This is a genomic window from Bacillus sp. LM 4-2 (assembly GCF_000978495.1).
Taxonomy (GTDB): Bacteria; Bacillota; Bacilli; order Bacillales; family Bacillaceae; genus Bacillus; species Bacillus subtilis.
Genome location: NZ_CP011101.1, coordinates 235,072 through 259,797, shown reverse-complemented (window position 1 = coordinate 259,797; position 24,726 = coordinate 235,072). Strand labels below are relative to the sequence as shown.

At 45.5% G+C, this 24,726-nt stretch carries 24 protein-coding genes and 1 pseudogene; 9 read left to right on the top strand and 16 right to left on the bottom strand.

The window, feature by feature from the left end:
• Positions 1–9: 9 nt before the first annotated feature.
• From kdgD to glnK, 3 genes are all read right to left on the bottom strand, one after another.
• Positions 10–936, bottom strand: a complete 927-nt coding sequence (gene kdgD, locus bslm_RS01420) for a 5-dehydro-4-deoxyglucarate dehydratase (RefSeq protein ID WP_003246372.1) — start codon at positions 934–936, stop codon at positions 10–12.
• 226 nt (positions 937–1,162) lie between these two features.
• A complete protein-coding gene (gene glnL, locus bslm_RS01415) occupies positions 1,163–2,107 on the bottom strand; it encodes a glutamine utilization two-component system response regulator GlnL (protein WP_003234824.1) in 945 nt (314 codons plus the stop codon).
• A gap of 10 nt (positions 2,108–2,117) precedes the next feature.
• Complete coding sequence (gene glnK, locus bslm_RS01410; RefSeq protein WP_010886394.1) at positions 2,118–3,350, bottom strand: two-component system sensor histidine kinase GlnK; 1,233 nt, start codon at positions 3,348–3,350, stop codon at positions 2,118–2,120.
• Positions 3,351–3,651: 301 nt separating this feature from the next.
• Here glnK and bslm_RS01405 point away from each other — a divergent pair, with 301 nt between their 5' ends.
• The 4 genes from bslm_RS01405 to mmuP all read left to right on the top strand — a co-directional run bounded on the left by bslm_RS01405 (position 3,652) and on the right by mmuP (position 8,702).
• Positions 3,652–4,635 carry a glutaminase gene (locus bslm_RS01405; RefSeq protein ID WP_032724836.1) on the top strand — a complete coding sequence of 328 codons (984 nt, stop codon included), beginning with the start codon at positions 3,652–3,654 and terminating at the stop codon, positions 4,633–4,635.
• A 22-nt stretch (positions 4,636–4,657) separates the two neighbouring features.
• Positions 4,658–6,094: an alanine/glycine:cation symporter family protein gene (locus bslm_RS01400; RefSeq protein ID WP_046380752.1), complete on the top strand. Its 1,437-nt coding sequence runs from the start codon at positions 4,658–4,660 to the stop codon at positions 6,092–6,094.
• A gap of 128 nt (positions 6,095–6,222) precedes the next feature.
• Entirely contained in the window at positions 6,223–7,170 is a 948-nt protein-coding gene (gene mmuM, locus bslm_RS01390; protein WP_032722876.1) for a homocysteine S-methyltransferase, read from the top strand.
• A 119-nt stretch (positions 7,171–7,289) separates the two neighbouring features.
• Positions 7,290–8,702: an S-methylmethionine permease gene (gene mmuP, locus bslm_RS01385; RefSeq protein ID WP_046380751.1), complete on the top strand. Its 1,413-nt coding sequence runs from the start codon at positions 7,290–7,292 to the stop codon at positions 8,700–8,702.
• A gap of 36 nt (positions 8,703–8,738) precedes the next feature.
• Here the strand turns inward: mmuP and bslm_RS01380 are convergent, their stop codons facing one another.
• The 3 genes from bslm_RS01380 to gamR form a co-directional block, all read right to left on the bottom strand.
• Positions 8,739–9,809, bottom strand: a complete 1,071-nt coding sequence (locus tag bslm_RS01380; protein ID WP_019712566.1) for a branched-chain amino acid aminotransferase — start codon at positions 9,807–9,809, stop codon at positions 8,739–8,741.
• Between the two features lie 208 nt (positions 9,810–10,017).
• Entirely contained in the window at positions 10,018–10,293 is a 276-nt protein-coding gene (locus tag bslm_RS01375; protein ID WP_014478698.1) for a DUF1648 domain-containing protein, read from the bottom strand.
• Positions 10,294–10,327: 34 nt separating this feature from the next.
• Complete coding sequence (gamR, locus tag bslm_RS01370) at positions 10,328–11,035, bottom strand: transcriptional regulator GamR (protein WP_003234841.1); 708 nt, start codon at positions 11,033–11,035, stop codon at positions 10,328–10,330.
• Positions 11,036–11,253: 218 nt separating this feature from the next.
• Here gamR and nagB point away from each other — a divergent pair, with 218 nt between their 5' ends.
• The 3 genes from nagB (at position 11,254) to gltP (ending at position 15,308) form a co-directional block, all read left to right on the top strand.
• Positions 11,254–12,003, top strand: coding sequence for a glucosamine-6-phosphate deaminase (gene nagB / locus bslm_RS01365; protein WP_046380750.1), 750 nt, complete (start codon positions 11,254–11,256; stop codon positions 12,001–12,003).
• A 20-nt stretch (positions 12,004–12,023) separates the two neighbouring features.
• Entirely contained in the window at positions 12,024–13,919 is a 1,896-nt protein-coding gene (ptsG, locus tag bslm_RS01360; RefSeq protein WP_046380749.1) for a glucose-specific PTS transporter subunit IIBC, read from the top strand.
• A gap of 144 nt (positions 13,920–14,063) precedes the next feature.
• The gene (gltP, locus tag bslm_RS01355; protein WP_014478694.1) at positions 14,064–15,308 is read left to right on the top strand and encodes a glutamate-aspartate/proton symporter GltP; all 1,245 of its coding nucleotides are present in this window, start codon (positions 14,064–14,066) and stop codon (positions 15,306–15,308) included.
• 34 nt (positions 15,309–15,342) lie between these two features.
• On the opposite strand, the gene trhO is transcribed toward gltP, so the two are convergent.
• From trhO to purT, 10 genes and pseudogenes are all read right to left on the bottom strand, one after another.
• Positions 15,343–16,311, bottom strand: a complete 969-nt coding sequence (gene trhO / locus bslm_RS01350) for an oxygen-dependent tRNA uridine(34) hydroxylase TrhO (protein WP_046380748.1) — start codon at positions 16,309–16,311, stop codon at positions 15,343–15,345.
• A gap of 248 nt (positions 16,312–16,559) precedes the next feature.
• Positions 16,560–16,652, bottom strand: a pseudogene (locus tag bslm_RS21575) (hypothetical protein); the annotation flags it as partial.
• 86 nt (positions 16,653–16,738) lie between these two features.
• Positions 16,739–17,017, bottom strand: coding sequence for a hypothetical protein (locus bslm_RS01345; RefSeq protein WP_046380747.1), 279 nt, complete (start codon positions 17,015–17,017; stop codon positions 16,739–16,741).
• A gap of 54 nt (positions 17,018–17,071) precedes the next feature.
• Positions 17,072–17,863, bottom strand: a complete 792-nt coding sequence (locus tag bslm_RS01340; RefSeq protein ID WP_046380746.1) for a phosphatidylserine decarboxylase — start codon at positions 17,861–17,863, stop codon at positions 17,072–17,074.
• Entirely contained in the window at positions 17,856–18,344 is a 489-nt protein-coding gene (locus tag bslm_RS01335) for a DedA family protein (RefSeq protein WP_003234861.1), read from the bottom strand. Before bslm_RS01335 ends, bslm_RS01340 begins: the two co-directional genes overlap by 8 nt.
• Positions 18,335–18,868 (bottom strand): CDP-diacylglycerol--serine O-phosphatidyltransferase, encoded by a 534-nt coding sequence (gene pssA, locus bslm_RS01330; RefSeq protein ID WP_009966430.1) that lies wholly within the window; start codon positions 18,866–18,868, stop codon positions 18,335–18,337. Before pssA ends, bslm_RS01335 begins: the two co-directional genes overlap by 10 nt.
• A gap of 195 nt (positions 18,869–19,063) precedes the next feature.
• Positions 19,064–19,954, bottom strand: coding sequence for an enantioselective carboxylesterase CesB (gene cesB, locus bslm_RS01325; RefSeq protein WP_046380745.1), 891 nt, complete (start codon positions 19,952–19,954; stop codon positions 19,064–19,066).
• Positions 19,955–20,124: 170 nt separating this feature from the next.
• A complete protein-coding gene (locus bslm_RS01320) occupies positions 20,125–20,523 on the bottom strand; it encodes a YbfJ family protein (RefSeq protein WP_015482736.1) in 399 nt (132 codons plus the stop codon).
• Positions 20,486–21,427, bottom strand: a complete 942-nt coding sequence (gene mpr, locus bslm_RS01315) for an extracellular metalloprotease Mpr (protein WP_046380744.1) — start codon at positions 21,425–21,427, stop codon at positions 20,486–20,488. The genes bslm_RS01320 and mpr overlap by 38 nt, the downstream gene beginning before the upstream one ends.
• 143 nt (positions 21,428–21,570) lie before the next feature.
• Positions 21,571–22,740 carry a phosphoribosylglycinamide formyltransferase 2 gene (gene purT, locus bslm_RS01310; RefSeq protein ID WP_259638743.1) on the bottom strand — a complete coding sequence of 390 codons (1,170 nt, stop codon included), beginning with the start codon at positions 22,738–22,740 and terminating at the stop codon, positions 21,571–21,573.
• Positions 22,741–22,955: 215 nt separating this feature from the next.
• On the opposite strand from purT, the gene bslm_RS01305 reads away from it, so the two are divergent.
• Positions 22,956–23,783, top strand: a complete 828-nt coding sequence (locus tag bslm_RS01305) for an AraC family ligand binding domain-containing protein (protein ID WP_015382640.1) — start codon at positions 22,956–22,958, stop codon at positions 23,781–23,783.
• Positions 23,780–24,700, top strand: a complete 921-nt coding sequence (locus bslm_RS01300) for a DMT family transporter (protein ID WP_046380743.1) — start codon at positions 23,780–23,782, stop codon at positions 24,698–24,700. Before bslm_RS01305 ends, bslm_RS01300 begins: the two co-directional genes overlap by 4 nt.
• The last annotated feature ends 26 nt before the right edge of the window (positions 24,701–24,726 follow it).

Genomic DNA, 24,726 nt, shown 5'->3' with positions numbered 1-24,726 from the left:
TTTTTCTGGTCAAACCGTCGCGGCTTTTTTCGGAAAACGGTCAGCCGCCTGCTTCAAAATTGCTTCCAATTGCTGATAATGATCTTTTTCAACCGGGCCGACAGGCGGTCTGGCTGTATTCCTTACATTCAAACCCATGATTTCCATACCGGCTTTAATCAAGGATACGGCGTAGCCTTTTCGTTGTTTGCGAATGTCGTTGATCGGCAGAATCACATGCCGATAGAGTTCCTTCACAAGCTCGTCATTTCCGTTTTTCAATGCATCATAGAACATTCGCGAAATATGCGGGATATAATTTGAAATCGCTGAAGAGTAAGAGTGGAACCCGATCGGCAGATAAGCCGGCATCGTCACTTCAGCCATCGGCATTCCGTTGAGCCATCCTAAGCGGTCGCCGATCGTATAGACGAGGTTGATATTCAAATCCATATTTCCTACCCCGTCTTTGACACCGACAAGCTGTTCACATTCGGTCAGACGTTTGATCTGTTCAACAGAGAGAACTGCGTTATCGCGCTGATAAAGAATCGCGTTCAAGTCAGTGCTTTCAATAATCGTTTTCGCATACTGGTACAGCCCCTCCTGTTCGCCATGCACCAAATACGGAGGCAGGATCAAGTAGCCGTCGGCGCCTTTTTTCTCCGACAGCTGCGCCCAATCAAGCGCTGTGCTGAGGTTGCCGCCCACCCCCGTGTAGACCGGCACCTTTCCTCCGGCTGCCGAGACTGCGACTTCCACCATTTGCTCATATTCCTTCTGGCTGAGAGATTGGAATTCACCAGACCCGCAAGCGATAAAAATCGCTTCCAAGCCCTCATTCAGCAAAAACTCAATGTTTTGAAAAAGAGCTTCTTCCTCCAGTTTTCCTTGTGTGTTAAAAGGAGCAACCGGAAAACCTAAAATTCCAGCGGGTGCTTTTCTGATACGGCTCATCAACATAACCTCCTGTTATTTGTGTATACAGCCTCTATCTGTAAGCGCTATTATTAATTTTTCTTTCATATCCGCTCCTTCCCATATATCCTTTTGTTTAATTGTAAGACAAATAAACAATAAGTCAATATCTTTATTTTCTGATATTTTATAAAAAAGAGGTAAATCACTGTCCGGCCGGGATTCTGCGCAGCAAAAAAACAGCCAGGTCAGCCGGCTGTTTGGTTTATATCCTTCTTTGTTTCATCGTCTCATGCAAAAGCTTTGCTTCCAAAAAAAACACGTGGATGAATTTTTTCATATTTATTCTAGCAGGTGCAAGGGGTTTTGCATCCTTGGATTGGAGTTCTTTCATTTTCTGGCTGACAACCGGAAAATCAAAGAATTTGGATGCATAGGTTTCAAATTTTGGATTCGAAAAATCAGTTGTGCCCAGTGAAGCAAAATGGTGCAGCGAATGAATAATCGCTCTGCGGATACGCTGCTCCGAGGCTTTCATTTCGCGATTGACTTCCGTCTGTGAGGCCCCTGTGCCCAGCTTCCGTACCGCTACTTGGGTGAATATTTGTTTTAGCGAAGGGCTTTGTTTTTCGTGCGGCTCGGATTGCTCGTGTTCTGCTAAATACTGCAGGACCGCCATGAGATCATGTGCGCCGCCTTCTCCCATCATGCCCAGCTCGGACAACAGGAATGTTCCTGCCTCTTTTAAACCGCTGTCACTCTTCTGCTGGGGACGCGCTTTCCGTTCAGTCCGATTGACAAGCCGGCTTAGAGAATGCTGAATGGCTCCAATCGAGTGTTCAAGCTCGATCCGCTCCTTAACCTTTTGGAGAACCGTGACAATTTCAATGCGGTTAATCGGCTTATGGATAAAATATTCGATGCCGAGCGAGTACGCTTCCCCGACCATTTCCTTCGCCTCCACTTGAGAGATCATTACAATTTTGCCGGAGTACGTATTCTGGATCTGACGAATCGTCTCAATGCCGTCTCTTCCGGGCATTAACAGATCGATTAATAAAATATCAATCTGTTTAAATTGCAGCATATGCCCTTCCACTTGGCTTCCATCGTCTGCTTCACCAGCAGCTTCCCCGAGATCTTCGTCCTCAATGATCTGCCTTAAAATTGACCGCACCGCACGGTCATCATCTGCAATAAAAAAACGCATAGCTTTTGGTTCACCCTTTCTGAATCAAATGCCGGACAGGCAGCCTGATGGCAAACACCACTCCCCGCTGCTGATTATCAAACGTGATATCCCCTTCTAGCTCTGTCACGATTTCCTTTACGTAGGAAAGTCCGATACCCGTAGAAGGCGTGCCAAATTCGTCATATTTTGAAGTAAAGCCCGGGTCAAACACAATGTCTCCGATTTTCTCGGAAATCCCGGGGCCATTGTCTTCCACCTGGAATTCTACCATACTCTCATTTGGCTTACGGAGCCTCAGGCTGACCATTCCCTCTTCATCCATAGCCTCTACCGCATTTGCTGTTAGATTATTAATGATCGAAAGCACGATAAATACGTGATATTCGTCATGCTCTCCCTCGATCGAGCAGTAAAAATCAATCTGCTTCCCTAGTGCTTCAGCGTACTTTTCATTCATTCGAATCACGAGCTGCAGCAAATCAGAAGCCCTCATATAATCTCTCAAACTCTCATTCGAAATCAGTTTTGAAAGCCCTGCGAATATCCGCTGGTTGTCCTTTTTCACTTCATGAATCTCTCCGGCCAGTCTCAGGATTCTGCCGCTCAGCTGAACATCCTTGCCCTTCATTTCCCGATAGAGCTGATACGAATCGTTTGTCACTTTCTCTGTCGTTTTCAATGTCTTTTTTAGGTGCACCGTTTCTTCATATAAATTGGAAACGATCATCAGCATGTGCTCGTGCTGCTGCCTTGTCTGTTTTTCTCTCGATTGTGTTTCATACAGCTTCAGCACACTATAAAAGCTCATCACAATAAATGTGTGAGAAATCGCAATCACCGCAATGTCAGTGATTTTCTCAGGCGTGACAACCGTATGAAAAATGAGAAATTGCACAGTTAGCTCGACACAATCTGACACAACTTCAATCATAAACCCAATGAAACCGAGCATAATCGGCCGTTCACGGAAACGATTGGCCTTTAATATGGAAAACAGACAGGCGTAAGTCATATAAAAGAAAAAGCCAGACGCTTGATCATACAGAATCGGAGTCAGTCCATTGTGTCCTCCGCCCCATAATTCCAGGAAGACGCGAAAGATGAAAACAGCCGCTCCAGTCAGAAAACCCGGCAGCACAGCGGGCACATGCCGCAACAATGATAAAAAGAAGAAAAAAACCGGTGCCCCAAAGCTGACCCGGAATTCTTCATTGAGGGGATAAAATTTCAGTTCACCGGCCAGCGGCACCGTAATCAGCATCAGGGCCAATATATATCCGTCTTTTTCAATAAACCGTTCCAGTTTTATGTTGATCACATCCTCGCTTTTTATTTTGGGGAATCGGGAGAAAACCTGCAAATTGCTTTTGACCCAGAACATGAGGTTTTTATAAATCTTACTGCTTATTTTCAAAATGTTTTTGTCGTATTTTGTATGATTCTGTAGTCTCCATTATACAGTAATTATACCTTCCGCTATTATGAAAGCGTTTAACGCCCCTTTAGCCTTCGTTTTGATACACCTCAGTCCTTTAAGAAAAAAATCAGTGAGGAGGAATTCGATGAAAGAATTGATAAAAGAGCACCAGAAAGACATAAATCCGGCGTTACAGCTTCATGATTGGGTTGAATACTATCGCCCTTTTGCCGCCAATGGACAAAGCGCAAACTATATCCCCGCTTTAGGAAAAGTCAATGATTCACAGCTCGGCATCTGTGTATTGGAGCCTGATGGAACGATGATACACGCCGGCGACTGGAACGTCTCTTTTACCCTGCAAAGCATTTCAAAAGTGATTAGCTTTATTGCCGCCTGCATGAGCCGCGGCATTCCCTATGTGCTGGACCGCGTAGATGTCGAGCCGACAGGCGACGCCTTTAATTCAATCATTCGGCTCGAAATCAACAAGCCGGGAAAGCCCTTCAATCCCATGATCAACGCGGGTGCCCTCACCATCGCTTCGATCCTTCCCGGAGAATCGGCATACGAAAAGCTCGAGTTTCTTTACTCGGTGATGGAAACTTTGATAGGAAAACGGCCGAGAATTCATGAGGAAGTATTCCGTTCTGAATGGGAAACCGCCCACCGCAACAGAGCGCTGGCCTACTATTTAAAAGAAACAAACTTTTTAGAAGCTGACGTAGAAGAAACACTTGAGGTGTACTTGAAGCAATGCGCTATGGAGAGCACCACAGAAGATATTGCGTTGATCGGCCTGATCCTTGCTCATGACGGGTATCATCCGATTCGACGCGAGCAGGTGATTCCAAAAGATGTGGCAAAATTAGCCAAGGCATTAATGCTGACGTGCGGCATGTACAACGCTTCAGGCAAATATGCGGCGTTTGTCGGCGTGCCGGCCAAAAGCGGCGTCTCCGGCGGCATCATGGCGCTGGTGCCTCCAAGCGCCAGAAGAGAACAGCCTTTTCAATCCGGATGCGGCATCGGCATTTACGGGCCTGCCATTGATGAATACGGCAACAGCCTCACTGGCGGTATGCTGCTGAAGCATATGGCGCAGGAATGGGAGCTCAGCATTTTTTAAATATGAAAAAAGAGGTGATTGTATGCAGCAAATCCTAGAACATATCGTCGGTATTGCAAATGATCTTTTGTGGTCAAAGCTATTAATTGTTTTGCTCCTTTCTCTGGGAATCTATTTTACGTTCAGGCTTAAGTTTTTACAGGTTCGCATGCTGAAAGAAATGGTCAGGGTATTAAGAGAAGGTGCTGCTTCCCGGTCAAAAAACAGCATTTCTCCGTTTCAAGCCTTTTGCATCAGCATGGCAGCCCGTGTCGGAACGGGAAATATTACGGGCATTGCTATCGCCATTGCACTCGGCGGGCCCGGTGCAATCTTCTGGATGTGGATTATCGCCATTATTGGATCAGCATCTAGCTTTGTGGAAAGCACACTGGCTCAGATTTATAAAGTAAAAGATGTAAACGGCTTCCGCGGCGGGCCGGCGTATTACATGGAAAAAGGGCTGAACAAAAGGTGGATGGGCGCGCTGTTCGCTGTGTTAATCACCTTATCGTTCGGTATCGTCTTCAACTCGGTTCAATCCAATACAGTCAGCCTTGCCTTTGAAAACGCGTTTGGCACAAACCGCCTGACATTGGGACTCATTTTAATTGCTGTATTCGGCACGATTATTTTTGGCGGAGTCAAGCGCATTGCAAAGCTGGCTGAATCCATTGTCGTCGTATTGGCTGTCCTGTATATCGGAGTTGCGTTTTTCGTCATTTTCACCAACATTACGCAGCTGCCAAGTGTGCTTGCGCTAATCGTGAAAAATGCGTTTGGTTTTGATCAGGCCGCCGGCGGGGCTTTGGGCGCGGCACTCATGCAAGGCGTCAGACGGGGAATCTTTTCAAACGAAGCAGGAATGGGAAGCGCACCGAATGCCGCTGCCACCGCCACAACAAGCCATCCCGTCAAACAGGGGCTGATCCAAGCTTTTGGTGTACTGACAGATACACTGGTCATTTGTACAAGCACCGCTTTTATCATTCTGTTTTCGGATGCCTATCATACTCCGGGTCTGAGCGGAATCGCCTTGACACAAGCCTCCCTCAGCTCCCATGTCGGATCATGGGCATCAGGCTTTCTCGCCATTCTGATTTTGTTATTCGGATTCTGTGCTCTAATTGGAAACTATTATTATGGCGAAACCAATATCGGCTTTTTGAACAAAAGCAAAAAACTGATTTTTGTCTACCGTATCGGCGTGCTGGCAATGATCGTGTTTGGCTGTGTTGCCAAAGTCCAGCTCGTCTGGGATCTTGCTGATTTGTTCATGGGTTTGATGGTCATCGTGAATTTAATCGCGATTTTCTTACTATCAAAGGTCGTTTTTACGGCGCTGAAAGACTATACACGCCAGAAAAAAGCAGGCAAGGATCCGGTCTTTTATAAAGATGTGCTCAAAAACCATAATGGCATTGAGTGCTGGCCGGTTTCAGACACAAAGACTGACACGCACAACAAACAAATATCATAAGAAAAGGGTGTTCAGACATATGGGCTGAACACCTTTCTCTTTTTGCGTTTATTGACAAACACGTAAGCCTCCATTACGATTTTCATATCTTTTTCAAAAAAATCTGAAAGAAGGCATCGGTACATTCTATGAATCCTATCCAACACATATTAGATACATACCCGCTTATTGTGCTAGACGGCGCCATGGCGACCGAGCTTGAACGCAAGGGCTGTGATTTGAACGACAGTCTGTGGTCGGCAAAAATCCTGATGGAAGAGCCGGAGCTGATTAAACAAGTTCATACTGATTATTTCGCGGCAGGCGCCGATTGTGCAATCACCGCCAGCTATCAGTCTACATTTGAAGGCTTTGCCGCACGCGGGCTGAGCGAAGCGGAAGCACGCCGGCTCATCGAGTTATCCGTCAGCATCGCAGCTGAAGCACGTGATGAATTTTGGTCGCTTAAAGAGAACCGTTTGAATCGGCCAAAACCGATCATTGCGGCTTCTATAGGCCCTTATGGCGCTTATCTTGCAGACGGGTCTGAGTATCGCGGCAACTACGCAATATCAGAAGATGAACTGATTGAATTTCATCGCCCCCGGATGAAGGCGCTGATTGAAGCCGGAGCTGATGTTTTGGCATGCGAAACGATTCCGTGTCTGACTGAAGCCAAAGCGATTGTTCGGCTGTTGAAGGAATTTCCTGAAACGTATGCATGGATCAGCTTCAGTGCTAAAGACGGCTTGCATATCAGTGACGGAACACCTGCAGCTGACTGCGCATCGTGGCTTGATGAACACCGCCAAATTGCAGCACTCGGCATCAACTGCACGCCGCTTCAGCATATCCCTTCCTTGATAGAGGAGTTAAAAAAGAACACGTCAAAACCGATCATTGTCTACCCGAATTCAGGTGAGCAATATGATCCGGAAACAAAAACGTGGAACGGCGCAGCATGCGCAGAATCTTACGGGGCGAGCGCCCGCACCTGGCATGAAAAAGGAGCGAGGCTGATTGGCGGCTGCTGCCGGACAAAACCCGAAAATATTCAAGAAATTGCGGCTTGGGCCCGCTCTTTAAAAACAACTTGACTTATCGGAATAGTTTGTATATTCTAACTTAAAGCCGGTTCGCCGGAGTCTCGTGTCACTTTCTGACATGAGATTTTTTATTAGGAGGAAATAAATCGCTGATAGAAAGTTGGAAAAAGATGAACTCTGCCCACAACAAGAATGAGACAACCTTTCAGAGAAGTATGAAAAGCCGGCACCTCTTTATGCTTTCCTTGGGAGGTGTCATCGGAACCGGGCTGTTTTTAAGCTCAGGTTATACCATTCAGCAAGCAGGCCCGGCCGGAACCATACTCGCCTACCTAGTCGGGGCCGGCATCGTTTATTTGGTCATGCTATGCCTCGGTGAGCTGTCAGTCGCCATGCCTGTGACCGGCGCCTTTCACACCTATGCAGCCAAATACATAGGGCCGGGCACCGGATTTACGGTTGCTTGGCTGTACTGGCTGACATGGACCGTGGCATTGGGATCAGAATTCACAGCAGCCGGCCTGTTAATGCAGCGCTGGTTCCCCCATACATCGGTTTGGATGTGGAGTGCCGTCTTTGCGCTGTTCATTTTCTTGCTTAACGCATTTTCGGTCAAGTTTTTCGCTGAATCAGAATTTTGGTTTTCCAGCATCAAAGTATTAGCCATTGTATTATTTATTCTTTTAGGCGGCTCTGCCATGTTCGGCATCATCCCGATCAAAGGCGGAGAAGCCGCACCGATGCTGTCCAACTTCACCGCGGAAGGCGGGCTTTTTCCAAATGGATTTGTCCCGATTTTGATGACGATGCTGTCCGTTAATTTTGCCTTTTCGGGAACGGAACTAATCGGAATCGCAGCCGGTGAAAGCGTTGATCCTGACAAGACAATACCAAAAGCGATTAAAACAACGGTCTGGCGTCTCTCACTCTTCTTTGTCGGAACAATTTTTGTGCTGTCAGGGCTGATTCCGCTTCAAGATGCAGGTGTCATCAAAAGCCCGTTTGTCGCTGTCTTTGACAGAGTCGGTGTACCATACGCAGCCGATATCATGAACTTTGTTATCCTGACAGCGATCCTGTCAGCGGCTAATTCCGGACTCTACGCTTCTTCCCGGATGCTGTGGTCTTTATCAAAAGAAAAAACGCTTCATCCGACATTTGCAAAGCTGACGTCAAAAGGAACCCCTTTTAACGCGCTGGTGTTCAGCATGATCGGCGGCATTCTGTCGTTGCTGTCCAGCGTATTTGCGCCAGACACTGTATACGTTGTGCTCGTGTCGATTTCCGGTTTTGCCGTCGTTGTCGTGTGGATGGGAATCGCTGCTTCTCAATTCATGTTCAGAAAACGTTATATCGAAGCGGGAAACAAGGTTACTGATTTGAAATACAGAACCCCTTTGTATCCGTTCGTGCCGATTGCCGCGTTCCTGTTATGCCTGGCTTCCGTCGTTGGCATTGCCTTTGATCCGAATCAAAGAATCGCACTCTATTGCGGTGTTCCATTTATGGCCATTTGCTATGCAGCATATTATGCGAAAAACCGCAAAAGCCTGCCGGCTGCTGATATGACTCATTCAAAATAAAAAGAACCTGCCTTCGGGCAGGTTCTTTTTCGATTTTCACACTTCCACTGTCCAGTTAAACGGGCCTTTTACCTTGCCAAGCTGAATATCTGTTATCGTTTCATACAGCTTTTTCGAGAGGTCCCCGATTTGCCCGTCGCCTACAATCACCGTTTTTCCATGGATGTTGAGTTCACCGACAGGCGTAACGACTGCTGCCGTGCCTGTGCCGAAGACCTCTGTCAATTCTCCGCGTGCAGAGGCCGCATACACCTCATCAATCGATATTCTCTCTTCACGAACCGGAATGCCCCAGCTTCGAATCAATTCAATCGCAGACGCGCGTGTCACCCCGCTTAAAATGCTTCCGCTTAAAGCAGGTGTGACAGCTTCCCCGTTTATGACGAAAAAGATGTTCATGCTTCCCACTTCTTCCACATATTTCTTTTCGATGGCGTCCAGCCACAGTACCTGGTCATAGCCCAGTTCATTCGCTTTCCGCTGTGCCTGAAGACTGGCGGCATAGTTTCCAGCCGTTTTTGCAAACCCGACTCCTCCGTTGACCGCCCGCACATACTCATCTTCGACATAGATTCTAACCGGCTTCAGCTGATCGTCGCCATAATAGGAGCCGACAGGCGAAAGCACGATCATAAATGTATAGCTCCTGGATGCCTTCACACCGAGACTCGGTTCTGTGGCAATGACAAAAGGACGAATATACAGTGACGTTCCTTTTTTCTTTGGAACCCAATCTTTCTCCAGCTCAACTAATTGTGTCAATGCCTCAAGCACCAGCTCTTCGTCTAAAGGGGGCATGCTCATGCGCTCACACGATCTGTTCAGCCGTTTGATATTTTGATCCGGACGGAACAGGAGCACCCTGCCATCCTCTGTTCTGTATGCTTTTAATCCTTCAAAAACAGCCTGGCCGTAATGAAAAACAGATGAAGACGGATCGAGCGTAAGCGGTGCGTACGGTGCAATTCTTGGATGATGCCATCCAATTCCCTCTTCGTAGTCCATCACAAACATATAATCTGTAAAATATTGTCCAAACCCCAAGGAAGACGGGTCGGGCTTTTCTTTATAATATACAGTTTTTTCTCGTTCGATAAGCTTATTCAATCTGATCAGCACACCTTTCATATAATTGTTTAAATATTCAGTCTTTTTAAGGCTGCAAAAAACATACAGCCCTTCCTTTCATGATACGCCGCTTCACACCTATAAATTTCAGAATATTCTTTAGGATCATCAGCTATTATACACCACATTCATTGTCAGATGAAGCTGAAATTAAAGAAAACAGCCAGTTTTATTCTGGCTGTTTGATTTAGAGCGCTAAACAAAGGACGACAATGTGGCAAATCAGCAAAATATACACTGCGAATACAAATTGCCAATTGATCTTCCGCGCCCATGCAAACACCACCATCAAAACAGGCAGCATCACAGTCCCCGCCAGCTTGTTAACCGTCAGATCCGGACTGTTCGCAACATCATAATGAATCGGCATCTGCGTCGGCAGAAAAGGGTAAAATACAATTGAAAGGATGAATGCAGCAATCACTGCTCCCCACAGCACTTTTCCATTCGTCAATAAAAACATAGAACCACCATTCCCTTCTTATAAACACATTGCTTTATGAATGATATGACTGTTCAACGGTGAATTTCGTTCGGTCTCCCCGGGTAATAATTTGCGCATATTCCACCACTTCTTCATTTTTATCATAGGTAAGGGATTCTGATAAAAACGCAGGCGCTCCGACATTGGTTAATAAGTGGCCGCTGATCGTTTCATCCGTTAAAATCGGTTCGATCGATTCCGTGCCCCTGCTGATTTCAATATTGTATTTTGTCCTTAACAATTCAAACAGTGAGCCGGTGCATTCCTCCTGTGCCAGCCCCGGTGCCGCCTTCCAGGGAATATATGAGGTATGATACTGCAAAGGTTCCCCCTCGGCGTATCTGACTCTGACAAGCTTGTTGACAGGTTCATTCTCTTTCATTTTCAAAAGCTCGGCAATGGAATGATCGGCAGGAATCACCACAAGCTCAAGCACTTTTGATTCAGAACGAAGTCCTCTCATTTGTTCTGCAAAGCTCGTAATCTTATGCGGAATCGGCGTTTGTATTTTGGCCGCCGATACAAATGTCCCTTTTCCTTGAATTCTTTTAATATATCCCTCAAGCTCTAGCTGCTGCAGAGCCAGTCTCACAGTTGTTCTGCTGACATCATATTGTTCGCAAAACTCACTCTCCGTCGGCAGCTGATCATTCGCCTGATATTTGCCCGATTTAATTAACTCAATGATCTTAAACTTGATAACAGAATATAAAGCTGTCATTTCATTCTCCCCATTCTGTATGCAATCCGTTCTTTTTCATTGAGACCATAATACCATTTGCCCTCCCAATATGAAAGATTTGTATCCTTCTTTTATAACAAATTTTCAGAAATTAATATTGACAGTTTGATAAGGGCGGTGCTAAATTCGTAATGACAAGTATCATAAATTGGTCATAACAAATATGGTGCTTGTCTATCTCTTTGAGGGGGTGTCACATGAAGATTCTGATCGCCGAGCACTACGAAGAACTCTGTAAGTTAAGCGCTGCCATTATTAAAGAACAAATACAAGCTAAGAAAGATGCCGTTCTCGGCCTGGCAACAGGAAGCACACCGGTCGGCTTGTATAAGCAGTTGATTTCAGACTATCAGGCAGGCGAAATTGATTTTTCAAAGGTTACTACATTTAATTTGGATGAATACGCTGGTCTCTCTCCATCTCATCCGCAAAGTTATAACCATTTTATGCATGAGCATCTTTTTCAGCATATCAATATGCAGCCTGATCATATTCATATCCCGCAAGGAGACAATCCGCAGCTTGAGGCGGCATGCAAAGTATACGAGGATCTCATCCGCCAGGCGGGAGGCATTGATGTCCAAATTCTCGGCATCGGCGCCAATGGCCATATCGGTTTCAATGAACCGGGATCTGATTTTGAGGACCGGACACGTGTTGTGAAGCTCTCGGAAAGCACGATACAGGCAAATGCCAGATTCTTCGGCGGTGATCCGGTGCTGGTGCCGAGACTCGCGATTTCAATGGGCATTAAAACCATCATGGAATTCAGCAAACATATTGTGCTTTTAGCAAGCGGCGAGGAAAAAGCAGACGCTATTCAAAAGATGGCTGAAGGTCCTGTCACGACAGAAGTACCAGCCTCCATTCTTCAAAAACACAATCATGTAACCGTTATCGCCGATTATAAAGCAGCTCAAAAATTAAAGAGTGCACCATGCTCATAAAACAATAAAAGGAGACTGTCATGTTTAAAAAGGCATTTCAAATTCTGCAGCAGCTTGGCCGCGCGTTGATGACTCCGGTTGCCGTCCTGCCGGCAGCAGGTCTTTTGCTCCGTTTCGGAGACAAGGATTTACTGAACATCCCTATTATAAAGGATGCAGGCGGCGTTGTATTCGATAATCTCCCGCTGATTTTCGCCGTAGGGGTCGCGATCGGATTAGCCGGCGGAGAAGGTGTAGCCGGACTTGCCGCTGTCATCGGATACTTAATTTTAACCGTCACCCTCGACAATATGGGAAAATTACTCGGCCTTCAGCCTCCGTATGAAGGAGCCGAGCACCTGATTGATATGGGGGTTTTCGGAGGAATCATCATCGGGCTTCTCGCCGCCTATTTATATAAGCGATTTTCATCAATCGAGCTGCATCCGGTCCTTGGATTTTTCTCTGGAAAACGCTTTGTCCCGATTATTACTTCCGTCAGTTCATTGGTGATCGGCGTCTTTTTCTCATTCGTTTGGCCGCTGATCCAAAACGGAATTAACGCAGCCAGCAGTTTAATTGCCGATTCAACAGTCGGACTGTTCTTTTATGCAACGATCTATCGTTTGCTGATTCCTTTTGGCCTGCATCATATTTTTTATACGCCTTTCTATTTTATGATGGGAGAATACACAGACCCATCAACAGGCAACACCGTAACCGGCGACCTGACAAGGTTTTTCGCGGGAGACCCGACAGCCGGGCGCTTTATGATGGGGGATTTTCCTTACATGATTTTCTGTCTGCCGGCAGTTGCTCTTGCCATTATCCATACCGCGCGTCCGGAAAAGAAAAAAATGATCTCCGGCGTGATGATTTCTGCGGCGCTCACATCTATGCTGACCGGAATTACAGAACCTGTTGAGTTTTCTTTCTTGTTCGTTGCGCCCGTGCTCTATTTGATTAACTCTATTCTTGCCGGCGTCATCTTTGTCGTTTGTGATTTATTCCATGTCCGCCACGGCTATACGTTCTCAGGCGGGGGAATTGACTACGTATTGAACTACGGATTGTCTACAAACGGCTGGGTTGTCATTCCTGTCGGGATCGTGTTTGCTTTCATTTATTATTATTTGTTCCGATTTGCGATTCTGAAATGGAATTTGAAAACGCCCGGCCGTGAGACAGATGAAGACGGTCAGAATGAGGAGAAAGCTCCAGTTGCAAAAGACCAGCTTGCCTTTCACGTGCTGCAGGCCTTGGGCGGACAGCAAAATATCGCTAACCTGGATGCGTGTATCACTAGGCTTCGTGTGACCGTTCATCAGCCAAGCCAAGTCAGCAAGGATGAATTAAAACGGCTTGGTGCAGTAGGTGTGCTGGAGGTCAACAACAACTTCCAGGCAATATTCGGAACCAAGTCCGATGCCTTAAAAGACGACATCAAAACAATCATGGCCGGAGGCGTCCCTGCCACCGCCGCCACGCTGGACACGGTAACTGACAAACCGCAGAAGCCCGATTCCGGTGAGACCTTTATTTATCCGATTAAAGGAGAAACAGTCTCTTTAGGGGATGTGCCTGATCAAGTCTTTTCAGAAAAAATGATGGGCGAGGGATTTGCGATTATACCATCAGAAGGAAAAGTCGTTGCACCTGCGGACGGCGAGATCGTCTCGATTTTTCCGACAAAACACGCCATCGGCTTTATGAGCGCCGGCGGCACTGAAATCCTGATTCATGTCGGCATCGATACCGTCAAACTGAATGGGGAAGGCTTTGAAGCACATGTCACAAGCGGACAAGCCGTCAAACAAGGCGAACTGCTTCTCACCTTTGATCTCAATTACATCAAGCAGCATGCCGCTTCAGCCATAACACCGGTTATTTTCACAAATACCTCTGAAGAAGATCTAAAGCACATTCAAATGAAGTAAAAAAGTCCCCCCTGCTGCGGGGGACTTTTTCGCCAACATAATGAAAGCGCTGTCAAAATAAAATAACTTGAAAAAAGGTGTTTGCATTTGAATCACGAATGATATGAATATGCCTACATTCTATCGTTCTAAAGGGGGATTCATTTGAAAAAATTAATCGCGTTTCAAATTTTAATCGCTTTGGCTGTCGGCGCGGTGATCGGCCACTTTTTTCCTGATTTCGGGATGGCACTGAGGCCTGTCGGAGATGGATTTATCCGCCTGATTAAAATGATTGTTGTGCCGATTGTGTTTTCTACCATTGTCATTGGAGCCGCAGGAAGCGGAAGCATGAAAAAAATGGGCAGTCTCGGCATCAAGACGATCATTTGGTTCGAAGTGATTACAACGTTGGTATTAGGGCTTGGACTTTTATTAGCGAATGTCTTAAAACCAGGTGTCGGGCTTGACCTCTCCCATTTGGCAAAAAAAGATATTCATGAACTTTCCGGCTACACAGACAAAGTTGTTGATTTCAAGCAAATGGTCCTGGATATTATCCCTACAAACATTATTGATGTCATGGCCAGAAATGATTTGCTTGCTGTTATTTTCTTCGCCATTTTATTTGGTGTCGCCGCAGCTGGTATCGGCAAAGCTTCTGAACCAGTAATGAAGTTTTTTGAATCTACAGCTCAGATTATGTTCAAGCTCACGCAAATCGTCATGGTCACTGCTCCTATCGGCGTGTTAGCCCTGATGGCAGCTTCTGTGGGCCAATATGGCATTGAACTCCTCCTCCCTATGTTTAAGCTGGTTGGCACCGTATTCCTTGGCCTGTTCCTGATCCTCTTTGTCCTCTTTCCGCTTGTCGGTCTCATCTTTCAGATTAAGTATTTCGAAGTATTGAAAATGATATGGGATCTGTTTTTAATTGCATTTTCCACCACCAGCACTGAAACCATTCTCCCTCAGCTGATGGATAGAATGGAGAAATACGGCTGTCCCAAACGAGTGGTATCATTTGTCGTTCCCTCCGGCTTGTCATTGAACTGTGACGGCTCCAGCTTATATTTATCGGTTTCTTGTATCTTTCTCGCACAGGCCTTTCAAGTAGACATGACATTGTCCCAGCAGCTGCTCATGATGCTTGTGCTTGTGATGACCAGTAAAGGCATTGCAGCTGTCCCCTCAGGATCACTTGTAGTTCTTCTGGCGACTGCCAATGCTGTAGGACTGCCGGCTGAAGGCGTTGCCATTATCGCGGGTGTTGACCGCGTCATGGACATGGCGAGAACAGGCGTGAACGTACCGGGACATGCGATCGCCTGTATCGTGGTATCAAAATGGGAAAAGGCTTTCCGCCAAAAAGAATGGGTTTCCGCAAACAGCCAAACCGAAAGCATATAGAAAAAAGAACACCTCAATACGAGGTGTTCTTTTTTTATTCAGCAGCAGCGTGATCTTCTGTTTCAATCGCTGCCAGTCTTGCTTTCACTTCTTCTTCTGTCATATTATGCTCTTTCACATACAGGTTTCTTGGGTTCGTGCGGCATTCGTGGCTGCAGCTGCGCATATATTTATACTCATTTTCCGGTGTGCATATCATTTTTTTATTGCAAGATGGATTTGCGCAGTTCACATAACGCTCACACGGTTCTCCTGTAAAGTAGTCCTTGCCGACAACCACATGCTCGACACGGTTGACAGGCACGCTGATTCTTTCATCAAATACGTAGCACTGGCCGTCCCAAAGCTTGCCTTGCACCTCAGGATCTTTTCCGTATGTCACGATTCCGCCGTCAAGCTGTGCTACATCTTCAAAGCCTTGCTTCACCAGCCATCCTGAGAACTTTTCACAGCGCACGCCGCCTGTACAGTACGTTAAAATCTTTTTGCCTTCAAGCATATCTTTGTGTTCTTCAATCCATTCAGGTAATTCGCGGAAGGCTTCGATGTCAGGACGGACCGCACCTCTGAAATGGCCAAGGTCATACTCGTAATCGTTACGCGCGTCGATTACAATTGTGTTTGGATCCTGCATCTTCTCATAAAATTCTGCAGGCTTCAAATGCTGGCCTGTTGTTTCGTTCGGATCGACATCATCTTCAAGACGAAGCGTTACAAGCTCTTTTTTATGGCGGACGAAGATTTTTTTGAAGGCATGGCCTTCTGCTTCATCAATTTTAAATACCATGTCCGCAAAACGAGGATCAGCTTTCATCGTTTCCATATATTTTTCAGTCTGTTCAACCGTACCTGATACCGTACCGTTAATTCCTTCAGAAGAAACAAGGATACGGCCTAACAAACCAAGCTCCTTACAAAAAGCCAGATGCTGCTCTCTAAACGCCTCTGGATCTTCAATCGGAACATATTTATAGTAAAGTAATACTCTGTATTGTTTTTCCATGTTTTAAACACCCTGTTCAATTATAGTTAGTTGCTATGCACACTCTTACTATATCATACAGGAAAATGCCGCAAAGATGAACAGATCCGCCCAGACTGATAAAAATATCCAAGCTCTTACAAACCTAAGCAGCACAAGGGTTTCTCATGGCAAACAAGTATTTTCCATTCATTTACTAATCGATATAGTTATCTGAAAACTATCAAACAAAAGGTGAACTCCACCTGTTATAGCACAGGGGACACCGCTCACTTGATAATGACAGAGGGCGTGATATGCTCCAGCCAAATGACACCGTCATATTGTTCCTTAAGGATCATCTGCTCTTCTGTGAATCCCCAATTAGGTTCTCTAGTCATTACGAGATAGATATAGAAAGAGTTTCCTTTTACTGCCAACAAAAAAAGCTTCTCTGTTGAAAGAAGCTTTAGCTGGATTCTCTCATCACCTGATGAAAGTAAAACCGATACGTATTTTGTAAAAATGTCTCAACCGGAAGCTGCACATCCGCTTGGTATTTGCTGATGATGAATGGAAACCGCTCGATTCCTTTTTCGCGCAAATTGTTCGCTTGTTCATCATCCATTGCTTTCTCTTGCAAAACCGCTTCAACGATCGGCCAGCACACTTCTCGCACTTGCCGCAGGACGGCTTCATCTCCGTTGTTCTGATAATCTGTAATCCAGCTGATGATTTGTTTCTCCATAAGTCTCACCTTTCTTCAAAAAAAGAGGCGCTGCGTTTATGCAAGCTCCTCTTTTTACTCTTCGTAACCTATCAGTTCTCCGACTTGGACTTCTTGGCCTTCTGCTAAATGGGCGGACGGCTGGAACGCGTCTTTTTCAAAAATCAAAATGACCGTTGAGCCAAATGAAAAGTATCCCAGCTCTTCGCCGATCTCCAATTCAGCACTGGTGCTCGTCTGCACGATAGAATTAATATTCATCGCGCCGACAGGAATCATCAGGACATTTCGGCTACCGCTATTCAGCTCGTACACAAACCGGTAATTTTTCGACAGCACATCTTTCCCGTATTTTAAGCCTAGTTGATTTACCGGGTATGAGCGATTTCCGAGCTCGGCCAGCTTTTGATACCTGCAGCTGATCGGAGAATGGAAACGGTGATAATGCCTCGGGCTTAGATACAGCACGACGAAATATCCGCCGTTGTATTGATGGTCTGCGCTTTTACAGCCGGTCAGCTCAGCAAATGAGTAATCTTTTCCCTTCACCGTAAAGGTTTGATTCGGGTTGATGATTCCTACCGTCTGAACCACACCGTCAACAGGGCTGACCACCGCATGCGCCTCTTTTGACACAGGGCGCCGCTCCAGATTTATTTGTCGAATGAACAATTCGGACAGCGATCCGTAATCAGCAGCCGTACCGTCCACATCATCCCAATTCAGCCGAAAATGTTTTGAGAAAAGCGGAATGACCGGTTTGCTGATTTTCGACTCGCAAAATCCTTTAATCAGATAGGATGACAGACGATGATTCGTCAGCTCTATCAATGATCGATACAGAATCTTTACAGCCGTATTAAACATGAATAATCCCTATAACCCTTCCGATTGTAATAAAAACAAAGCACCATAAAAAGGCGCCGATTGCAGCAAACGCAACATACGTTTTCAGATCCATTTTGCCGATCCCCGAAAAGTAGCACGTCACATGTCTGACGCCGGGAATAAAATAACCTAAAATAAGAGAATATGGACCGTATTTCTTCATCCATTTTTCCACTTTCATCATTCTTTTTTCTTTTAAGCCGACCCACTTGCCGTACTTGTCGATAAACGGGCGTCCGGCTTTTCTGCCAATCATGTAGCTGATCAGCATACCTAACAAAGCCCCGACAAAACTAATCAATATCGAAAGCTCATAATTCAATACATCGGTATGCGTGAAATAGCCAACAACGGTCATCATCACTTCATCTGGAATCGGCAATCCTACAATTCCTAATACCAGCATCAAAAAAATAGCGAGATAACCGTAATCCGCTATGAGCTGCTGAACTAATTCCATCTCCCAGACTCCAGGTTTTCTGCCGCATGTTTTTTAAAATGAGGGAATTTTATTTTACTCACCATCAAATATGAGAGTCCGCAAGTGCCGATTGCCAGAAGGATCGGGTTATAGGTGAAGCTTAGAATAACGAGACACATGCCCGCAAACGGAATCGGCATACCGATAAACGTCGGGAGCTTGCTTTGTTCAATGTTAAATTTAGAGAGGCGAAGCATTCCGCAAATGCTGTACGTCAATGCGCATAAGATCCCGATAAATGGCAGGGTATACAACGCGACACTGTAAGCAAGCATAGAAGGAGCCACCCCAAACGTAACCAGATCGGCAAACGAATCCAGTTCTCTCCCCATATCAGAAACGGCATTCAGCTTACGAGCAGCCATCCCGTCAAAGAAATCAAGGAACATGCCTGTAAAAATAAAAAGCACTGCTGAATGAATGTTGTGATATAGCAAGGAATGAATCGCCAGCAATCCGCAAATGAAGTTTCCTATCGTAATCATACAGGGGATGTAATTCACAGTGTAACCAAACCTCCAATTGTAAAACCATCTATATTATTTGACGATAGTGATCGAATAGCGTTACAGGAAAAATTTTTCTCCAATAAGCATGATAACATAGAATGCTCACAAAAAAAGCAGCATTCAAATTCTATTATTATACAACATTTGTTACCTTTTGAAAAATGAATGCCAATCTTTTCATGTTCCTTACTAGTTTATCCCCCCGCATAAAAAGGACAAGACGCGTTGATTGACGTACTCTGGCTGCTCCAGAGATAACAGATGTCCGGCGTTCTTTACGATTTCAGCCTGAATTCCCGGCACCAATACCGAAGCCCGCTCAAAGGCCATTTGCTGATGGTACATGGCCTCGTGCTCACCGAACATCAGCAGTACCGGGACTTGTATCGATTTCAATTCCTGGTCTGTGAACACGTACGGAAACCCGTTTTCTGTCGGCTTCAGGCTCCTTTGCTCATCCTGCCATTCCACGCCCGCCACAATTTGTCTTTGCAGTAAAGGATGCAGATCATAACTGTTGCCTGTGATCCACTTGATATATGATTCAGCTCCTCTTGCCCCTGTAAGCTCTGCAGCGTATTTATAGACATCCGGATGAAATGAAATAAACGCTTCAGCGGGACTCATAACAACCGCCCGCTCTACTCTTTCAGGCGCGCGGAGTAAGAAATTCACGATATGGGACCCGCCAAGCGAAAGGCCGGCCAGGTGTGCCGTCTCAAGTCCAAGAGAATCAAAGACATCTTTCATCCATTCTGCAAAATCAGCTCTCGTTTCCATGGCTGCTGATGGTATACTTTTATTTTTGTCTCCTATTATATCGACCGCATATGTACGAAATTGACTGCTCCACGCTGCGATATTCGGATACCACATCGCAGAGCTGAAAAGGCCTCCGTGAAGCAAAATGAGCGAAGGTGCGTCCTTTGGCCCACTTGCAATGATATGTGTTTTTCCAAAACGAGTAGAAACATAGAATGCTTCCGACTCAATCGGCCACAAAGAAAGGCTTTGATCATATGCCTGGTAAAAGCGCAGACCGCTTTCAACCGCGGCAAACTGCATTGAATCTTGTATCATTTTCTTCTTTTTCCTCCGGGTTTGATTGATATAAAATAAAGGATAACGCCCCTTTTGTCTCGTAAGAAAAAATACCTATTTCTTATTATCTCACATAATAAATTTCCAGTATATAGTTTGGTTTCCTGCAATAAATAAAAAAGGCAGTTTCCTTAAAATCAAGGAAACTGCTATTCTTTGAAGACTAATGGAATGGCATGATCTTTCTTATCCTCTGTTAACGAGATGTGATGGGTTACTGATATTTCACCCTTCGTCAACGCGACTGAGTAATCGCCTTTTCTGCCGGTATCCCATTTGATATCACCGTTTTTGTCTGTTTTACCGAGTATCTCGCCAATCTCTGTACTCGGCTCCTCATCTGAAGAGGGCGCTTTGACAATCGTCACTTGAACCCCTTCGACCGGCAGCCCCTTAGCATCCTCCACATGAAGAGTGACAGGAATAGTCGTTTCTTTTTGAGAAGAATGCGTCTGCGAACTGCACCCGCATAAAAACAAAATAGACATGAATATGGCTAGTTTGCTGTATTTATTGATTTGCCCAATATTGAATATTGTTGAATACATCGTTCGTCACCCTTGTTCCCAAGTTATATGACGATCCTCCGTTCGTGTGAATGGCAATAGCTGTCTGCCCTGTATCACTGTAGTTTCGATAAACAGGCGAGCCGCTTTGGCAGCCGTACGTATCGGTTGTATAGGTCAGCTTATACGTTTCAGCGGAGCGAATCGGCTTTGTATCAGACCACATCGTGCCAAAGGTTTTGTCACACGGGAATCCTGTCACTGACGAGGAAAGGCCCACGGGACTGCTGCTGTTTGTGGTCCGGTAGCCGTACCAGCCAACCGTGTTTCCAGGAGAACCGTTTAATTTAATAGCTCCGTAATCATAATTGGTGTCTTTGCTTTCCGTCCATCCTTTGACGGAGTAAAACATCGTGCCTGAATAAGTACCGTACGGATATGACGAACCATTGCGGCCCGGCGCGGCGGTTATCGTCGAAGCCCATCCATGATCCTGGCTGTACACACAATGTCCAGCCGTGACGACTGTATTTGGATTGACTAAAAATCCGGTACATCCATAAGTGCTTGAAGTGTTGGGATACTTGATTGACAGTTGAACAGTTGCTCTATATGGAAAAGATGTCGTGCTGGAGATTCTGGTGCGTTCATCAGTTCCGATAATGCTCGAAGGCTGTAAGGTTTGAATATTTTTCTCCAGTTCCGTTTGGCCGCCGTATAACGATTTACTTGTTTTTCCGGTTCCCTCATAAGGGGCAGAAACCTGTTCTGCTTTTGACGTTTGGTTTTTCGTAGCATCAGCTTCTTTACCAGTATTCGATACAGAAGTTTGCGAGTTCTCTGCCGCTTTTGCCGGTACGCCAAAAGATACCGCTGCTGCCAAAGCCAAACACAAAACCGTTAAGTAAGCGAACCATTGTTTTCTGAATCTTGGAACTAATTTCATTTTGTCATCTCCCTCCTTTAGTGTCAACCACCCGTATTGATGGAAGACTTTTACATTATAATCGGGTTTCTGATTCTTATGATAAAACTTTTACGGAGAAAGAAAAAAACAGGCCTTGTACCATGACAAGGCCTGCTCAAACTCTATTTTATCGTTAGCTGTTCCAACGCTTTCTTTGCATTCTCTCTTGCCGTTTCAACTGAATCAGCAGCAGAAAGCGCAACTGCCATACGACGTCCGGCTTTCGTTATCGGCTTTCCAAAGACGCGCATTTGAGTCTTTGGGACTGCCAGTGCGTTTTCCAATCCTTCAACAGTGTAATCCGCTAATTCTTCCGGCGCTTTGAGGGGCCTGCTGGCGCCAGGAGAAAGCTGTGTGATTTCTGTAATCGGAAAGCCGAGAATCGCCCGGACATGCAGCGCAAATTCTGACAAATTTTGCGTCACCAGCGTGACAAGACCCGTATCATGCGGACGGGGAGATACCTCACTGAAATATACCCTATCTTTCGCAAGGAACAGCTCAACACCAAACAGACCGTATCCGCCAAGCTTATCCGTGATCGTTTTCGCAATATGCTTCGCTTCTTCTATTTGCTGCTCTGTCATATCATGCGGCTGCCATGATTCGATATAATCCCCGTCCTTTTGCACATGACCGATCGGCTCGCAAAATGCCGTATCGTTAACCGCACGTACGGTTAAGAGTGTGATTTCTGATTCGAATGGGATAAACTCCTCAACGATCACGCGGCCGTTTTTCACCCGTCCGCCTTCCATCGCCGTCTCCCAGCAGCTCTCTAAATCCGCTTCAGAGCGGCAGATACTTTGGCCTTTTCCAGAAGAACTCATCAATGGTTTAACGACACAAGGAAAACCGATCTGAGCTGCCGCTTGTATAAATTCATCATATGTATTCGCAAATTCATAGCCAGCTGTCGCAAGTCCAAGCGTTTCCGCCGCAAGTCGTCTGATGCCTTCCCGATCCATCGTCAGCTTGGCCGCACGGGCATTCGGGATAACGTGAAATCCTTCCTCTTCAAGCTTCAGCAATTCATCCGTCGCAATCGCCTCCACCTCAGGCACAATCAAATCCGGCTTTTCTTTCTCAATAATGGTTCTGATCTGCTCTGGGTCCAGCATATCAACGACATAACTGTTATGCGCGACCTGCATCGCCGGAGCATGCTCGTAACTGTCAACTGCCACCGTCTGTACCCCAAGACGCTGGGCTTCAATCACTACCTCTTTACCTAATTCACCTGAACCTAACAATAAAACCTTCTTTGATTGATACATCTTTGCCCCTCCTATCTGTTCCAAACCATTATAACTGAAATATTTGAAAAATAAATTTTTATTAAAAAAGATAAAATTATTATTGAGGGTTAAAATCTTTTAAATTCTTAAACGAAAGCAGATCAATAACGGTCTGCTTTCTCTATTCCTAAACAGCAACATCATACAAGAAATCCCCCTAAATCATGCTACACTTAATTCAAGACCACCACACCGACAGGAGGCATCCCATGCAAAACGAAACCCGCACACTGCAGCTTGACCCACACCTTCATATAGAAGCCTACCGCTTCAAGGGAATTATGCAAAAATTCCCGAACCACTTTCACGATTATTATGTGATTGGATTTATTGAAAAAGGGCAACGGTATCTGGCCTGTCAGGATCAAGAATATATCATCAATCCAGGTGATCTTCTCCTCTTTAACCCCCGTGACACGCATAGCTGTGAACAGATTGACGGCCGGACGCTTGATTATCGGTGTATCAATGTCATGCCGGATATCATGGAGAAGGCGGTGAAAGAGATTACTGGCGCCGGGCATCTCCCTTATTTCTCCCAGCATGTGTTATTCCGCCATGAGCTGACAGCCAGCCTGCAGGAATTGCATATTTTGATATCCGAGGAAAAACAAGCTTTGCGTAAGGAGGAGCTGTTTCTTCATCTATTAGAGGAGCTGATCCGCCATTATTCAGATGTCACGTTCCTTAGCAGCGTTCCAGAACCATCAGACGAAGTCAAAATGGTTTGTGAATTTTTAGAAGAGCATTATGCCGAAAATGTTACACTCAATGATTTGAGTGAATTAACAGGCTGGAGCAAGTATCATTTATTGCGTTCATTTACAAAACAAAAAGGCATTACCCCTAATAGCTACATGGAAACAATCCGGATTAATCAAGCCAAAAAACTCCTTGAACAAGGGGTAAGACCGATTGATGCGGCATTTCAGACAGGATTCAGCGATCAGAGCCATATGACGAAGTTTTTTAAACGGCAGGTGGGGCTGACGCCGAAGCAATACATGAAGATTTTTGAAAAGGAGCTTCACAGATGAACATACAAAGAGAAACTTCGGGGCATATCGCAGCCATTGTGACCATTCTGATTTGGGGGACGACCTTTATTTCGACAAAAGTTCTGCTGGCTGACTTCTCTCCAATGGAAATATTATTTTATCGGTTTTTGATGGGCTTTATCGCTCTTATCCTCGTCCGTCCCAACATGATTCCGTTCAGAAATTGGTGGCAGGAGCTGTTGTTTGCCGGAGCTGGTTTATTTGGCGTAACCTTATACTTTCTATTAGAAAATATAGCTCTCACCTATACATACGCCTCCAATGTCGGCATGATCGTGTCCATTATACCGATGATCACTGCGGTTTTGGCCCATTTTCTGCTCGAAGGCGAAAAACTGCGTCTGACTTTTTTGATTGGATTTATCTCGGCACTGATCGGGCTTTTATTGATTACGTTTAACGGCAATGTGGTACTGCGTCTAAATCCGCTCGGAGACATCATGGCAGCCGGGGCTGCTCTCGTGTTTGGCGGATACTCGATATTCATGAAAAAATTAAGCGCTTACGAATACCACATCATCGAGCTGACACAGAGAGTATTTTTGTATGGCCTATTATTTATGGTTCCCGCTTTATTTTTGTTCGACTTCCATTTTGACCTAAGCCGATTTTCATCTGCTTCAAATATACTCAACATGCTTTTCTTAGGAATTGGCGCTTCTGCCCTGTGCTTCGCCACTTGGAATTATTCAGTTGGCGTGCTCGGAGCCGTCAAATCCAGTGCGTATATATACATGGTCCCGGTTATCACAATCGCCGCTTCCGTCCTGGTCCTGCATGAAAACATGACATGGATCGCTCTTCTAGGAGGCGCCCTTACGCTTTTAGGCCTCTACATTTCGGAGATGAAACCGAAAGCGAAGCTGATGGAGAACGGATGTAAAATGGATGCTTAACGGCATCCATTTTTTTATTTTGTCCT

What these genes read in the sequence shown, in the direction of transcription:
- cesB (WP_046380745.1), bottom strand. Translation starts at nt 19,954, where the DNA reads ATGATACAAGATTCAATGCAGTTTGCCGCGGTTGAAAGCGGTCTGCGC.
- trhO (WP_046380748.1), bottom strand. Translation starts at nt 16,311, where the DNA reads ATGGAAAAACAATACAGAGTATTACTTTACTATAAATATGTTCCGATT.
- glnK (WP_010886394.1), bottom strand. Translation starts at nt 3,350, where the DNA reads ATGCTGATTACGGTGCCGCTGGCCGGTGAACTGAAATTTTATCCCCTC.
- bslm_RS01345 (WP_046380747.1), bottom strand. Translation starts at nt 17,017, where the DNA reads ATGGAGAAACAAATCATCAGCTGGATTACAGATTATCAGAACAACGGA.
- bslm_RS01400 (WP_046380752.1), top strand. Translation starts at nt 4,658, where the DNA reads ATGCAGCAAATCCTAGAACATATCGTCGGTATTGCAAATGATCTTTTG.
- mmuP (WP_046380751.1), top strand. Translation starts at nt 7,290, where the DNA reads ATGAACTCTGCCCACAACAAGAATGAGACAACCTTTCAGAGAAGTATG.
- bslm_RS01305 (WP_015382640.1), top strand. Translation starts at nt 22,956, where the DNA reads ATGCAAAACGAAACCCGCACACTGCAGCTTGACCCACACCTTCATATA.
- bslm_RS01340 (WP_046380746.1), bottom strand. Translation starts at nt 17,863, where the DNA reads ATGTTTAATACGGCTGTAAAGATTCTGTATCGATCATTGATAGAGCTG.
- bslm_RS01335 (WP_003234861.1), bottom strand. Translation starts at nt 18,344, where the DNA reads ATGGAATTAGTTCAGCAGCTCATAGCGGATTACGGTTATCTCGCTATT.
- bslm_RS01320 (WP_015482736.1), bottom strand. Translation starts at nt 20,523, where the DNA reads ATGTATTCAACAATATTCAATATTGGGCAAATCAATAAATACAGCAAA.
- glnL (WP_003234824.1), bottom strand. Translation starts at nt 2,107, where the DNA reads ATGCGTTTTTTTATTGCAGATGATGACCGTGCGGTGCGGTCAATTTTA.
- mmuM (WP_032722876.1), top strand. Translation starts at nt 6,223, where the DNA reads ATGAATCCTATCCAACACATATTAGATACATACCCGCTTATTGTGCTA.
- bslm_RS01300 (WP_046380743.1), top strand. Translation starts at nt 23,780, where the DNA reads ATGAACATACAAAGAGAAACTTCGGGGCATATCGCAGCCATTGTGACC.
- bslm_RS01405 (WP_032724836.1), top strand. Translation starts at nt 3,652, where the DNA reads ATGAAAGAATTGATAAAAGAGCACCAGAAAGACATAAATCCGGCGTTA.
- bslm_RS01375 (WP_014478698.1), bottom strand. Translation starts at nt 10,293, where the DNA reads ATGTTTTTATTGACGAATGGAAAAGTGCTGTGGGGAGCAGTGATTGCT.
- gamR (WP_003234841.1), bottom strand. Translation starts at nt 11,035, where the DNA reads ATGACAGCTTTATATTCTGTTATCAAGTTTAAGATCATTGAGTTAATT.
- mpr (WP_046380744.1), bottom strand. Translation starts at nt 21,427, where the DNA reads ATGAAATTAGTTCCAAGATTCAGAAAACAATGGTTCGCTTACTTAACG.
- ptsG (WP_046380749.1), top strand. Translation starts at nt 12,024, where the DNA reads ATGTTTAAAAAGGCATTTCAAATTCTGCAGCAGCTTGGCCGCGCGTTG.
- nagB (WP_046380750.1), top strand. Translation starts at nt 11,254, where the DNA reads ATGAAGATTCTGATCGCCGAGCACTACGAAGAACTCTGTAAGTTAAGC.
- kdgD (WP_003246372.1), bottom strand. Translation starts at nt 936, where the DNA reads ATGAGCCGTATCAGAAAAGCACCCGCTGGAATTTTAGGTTTTCCGGTT.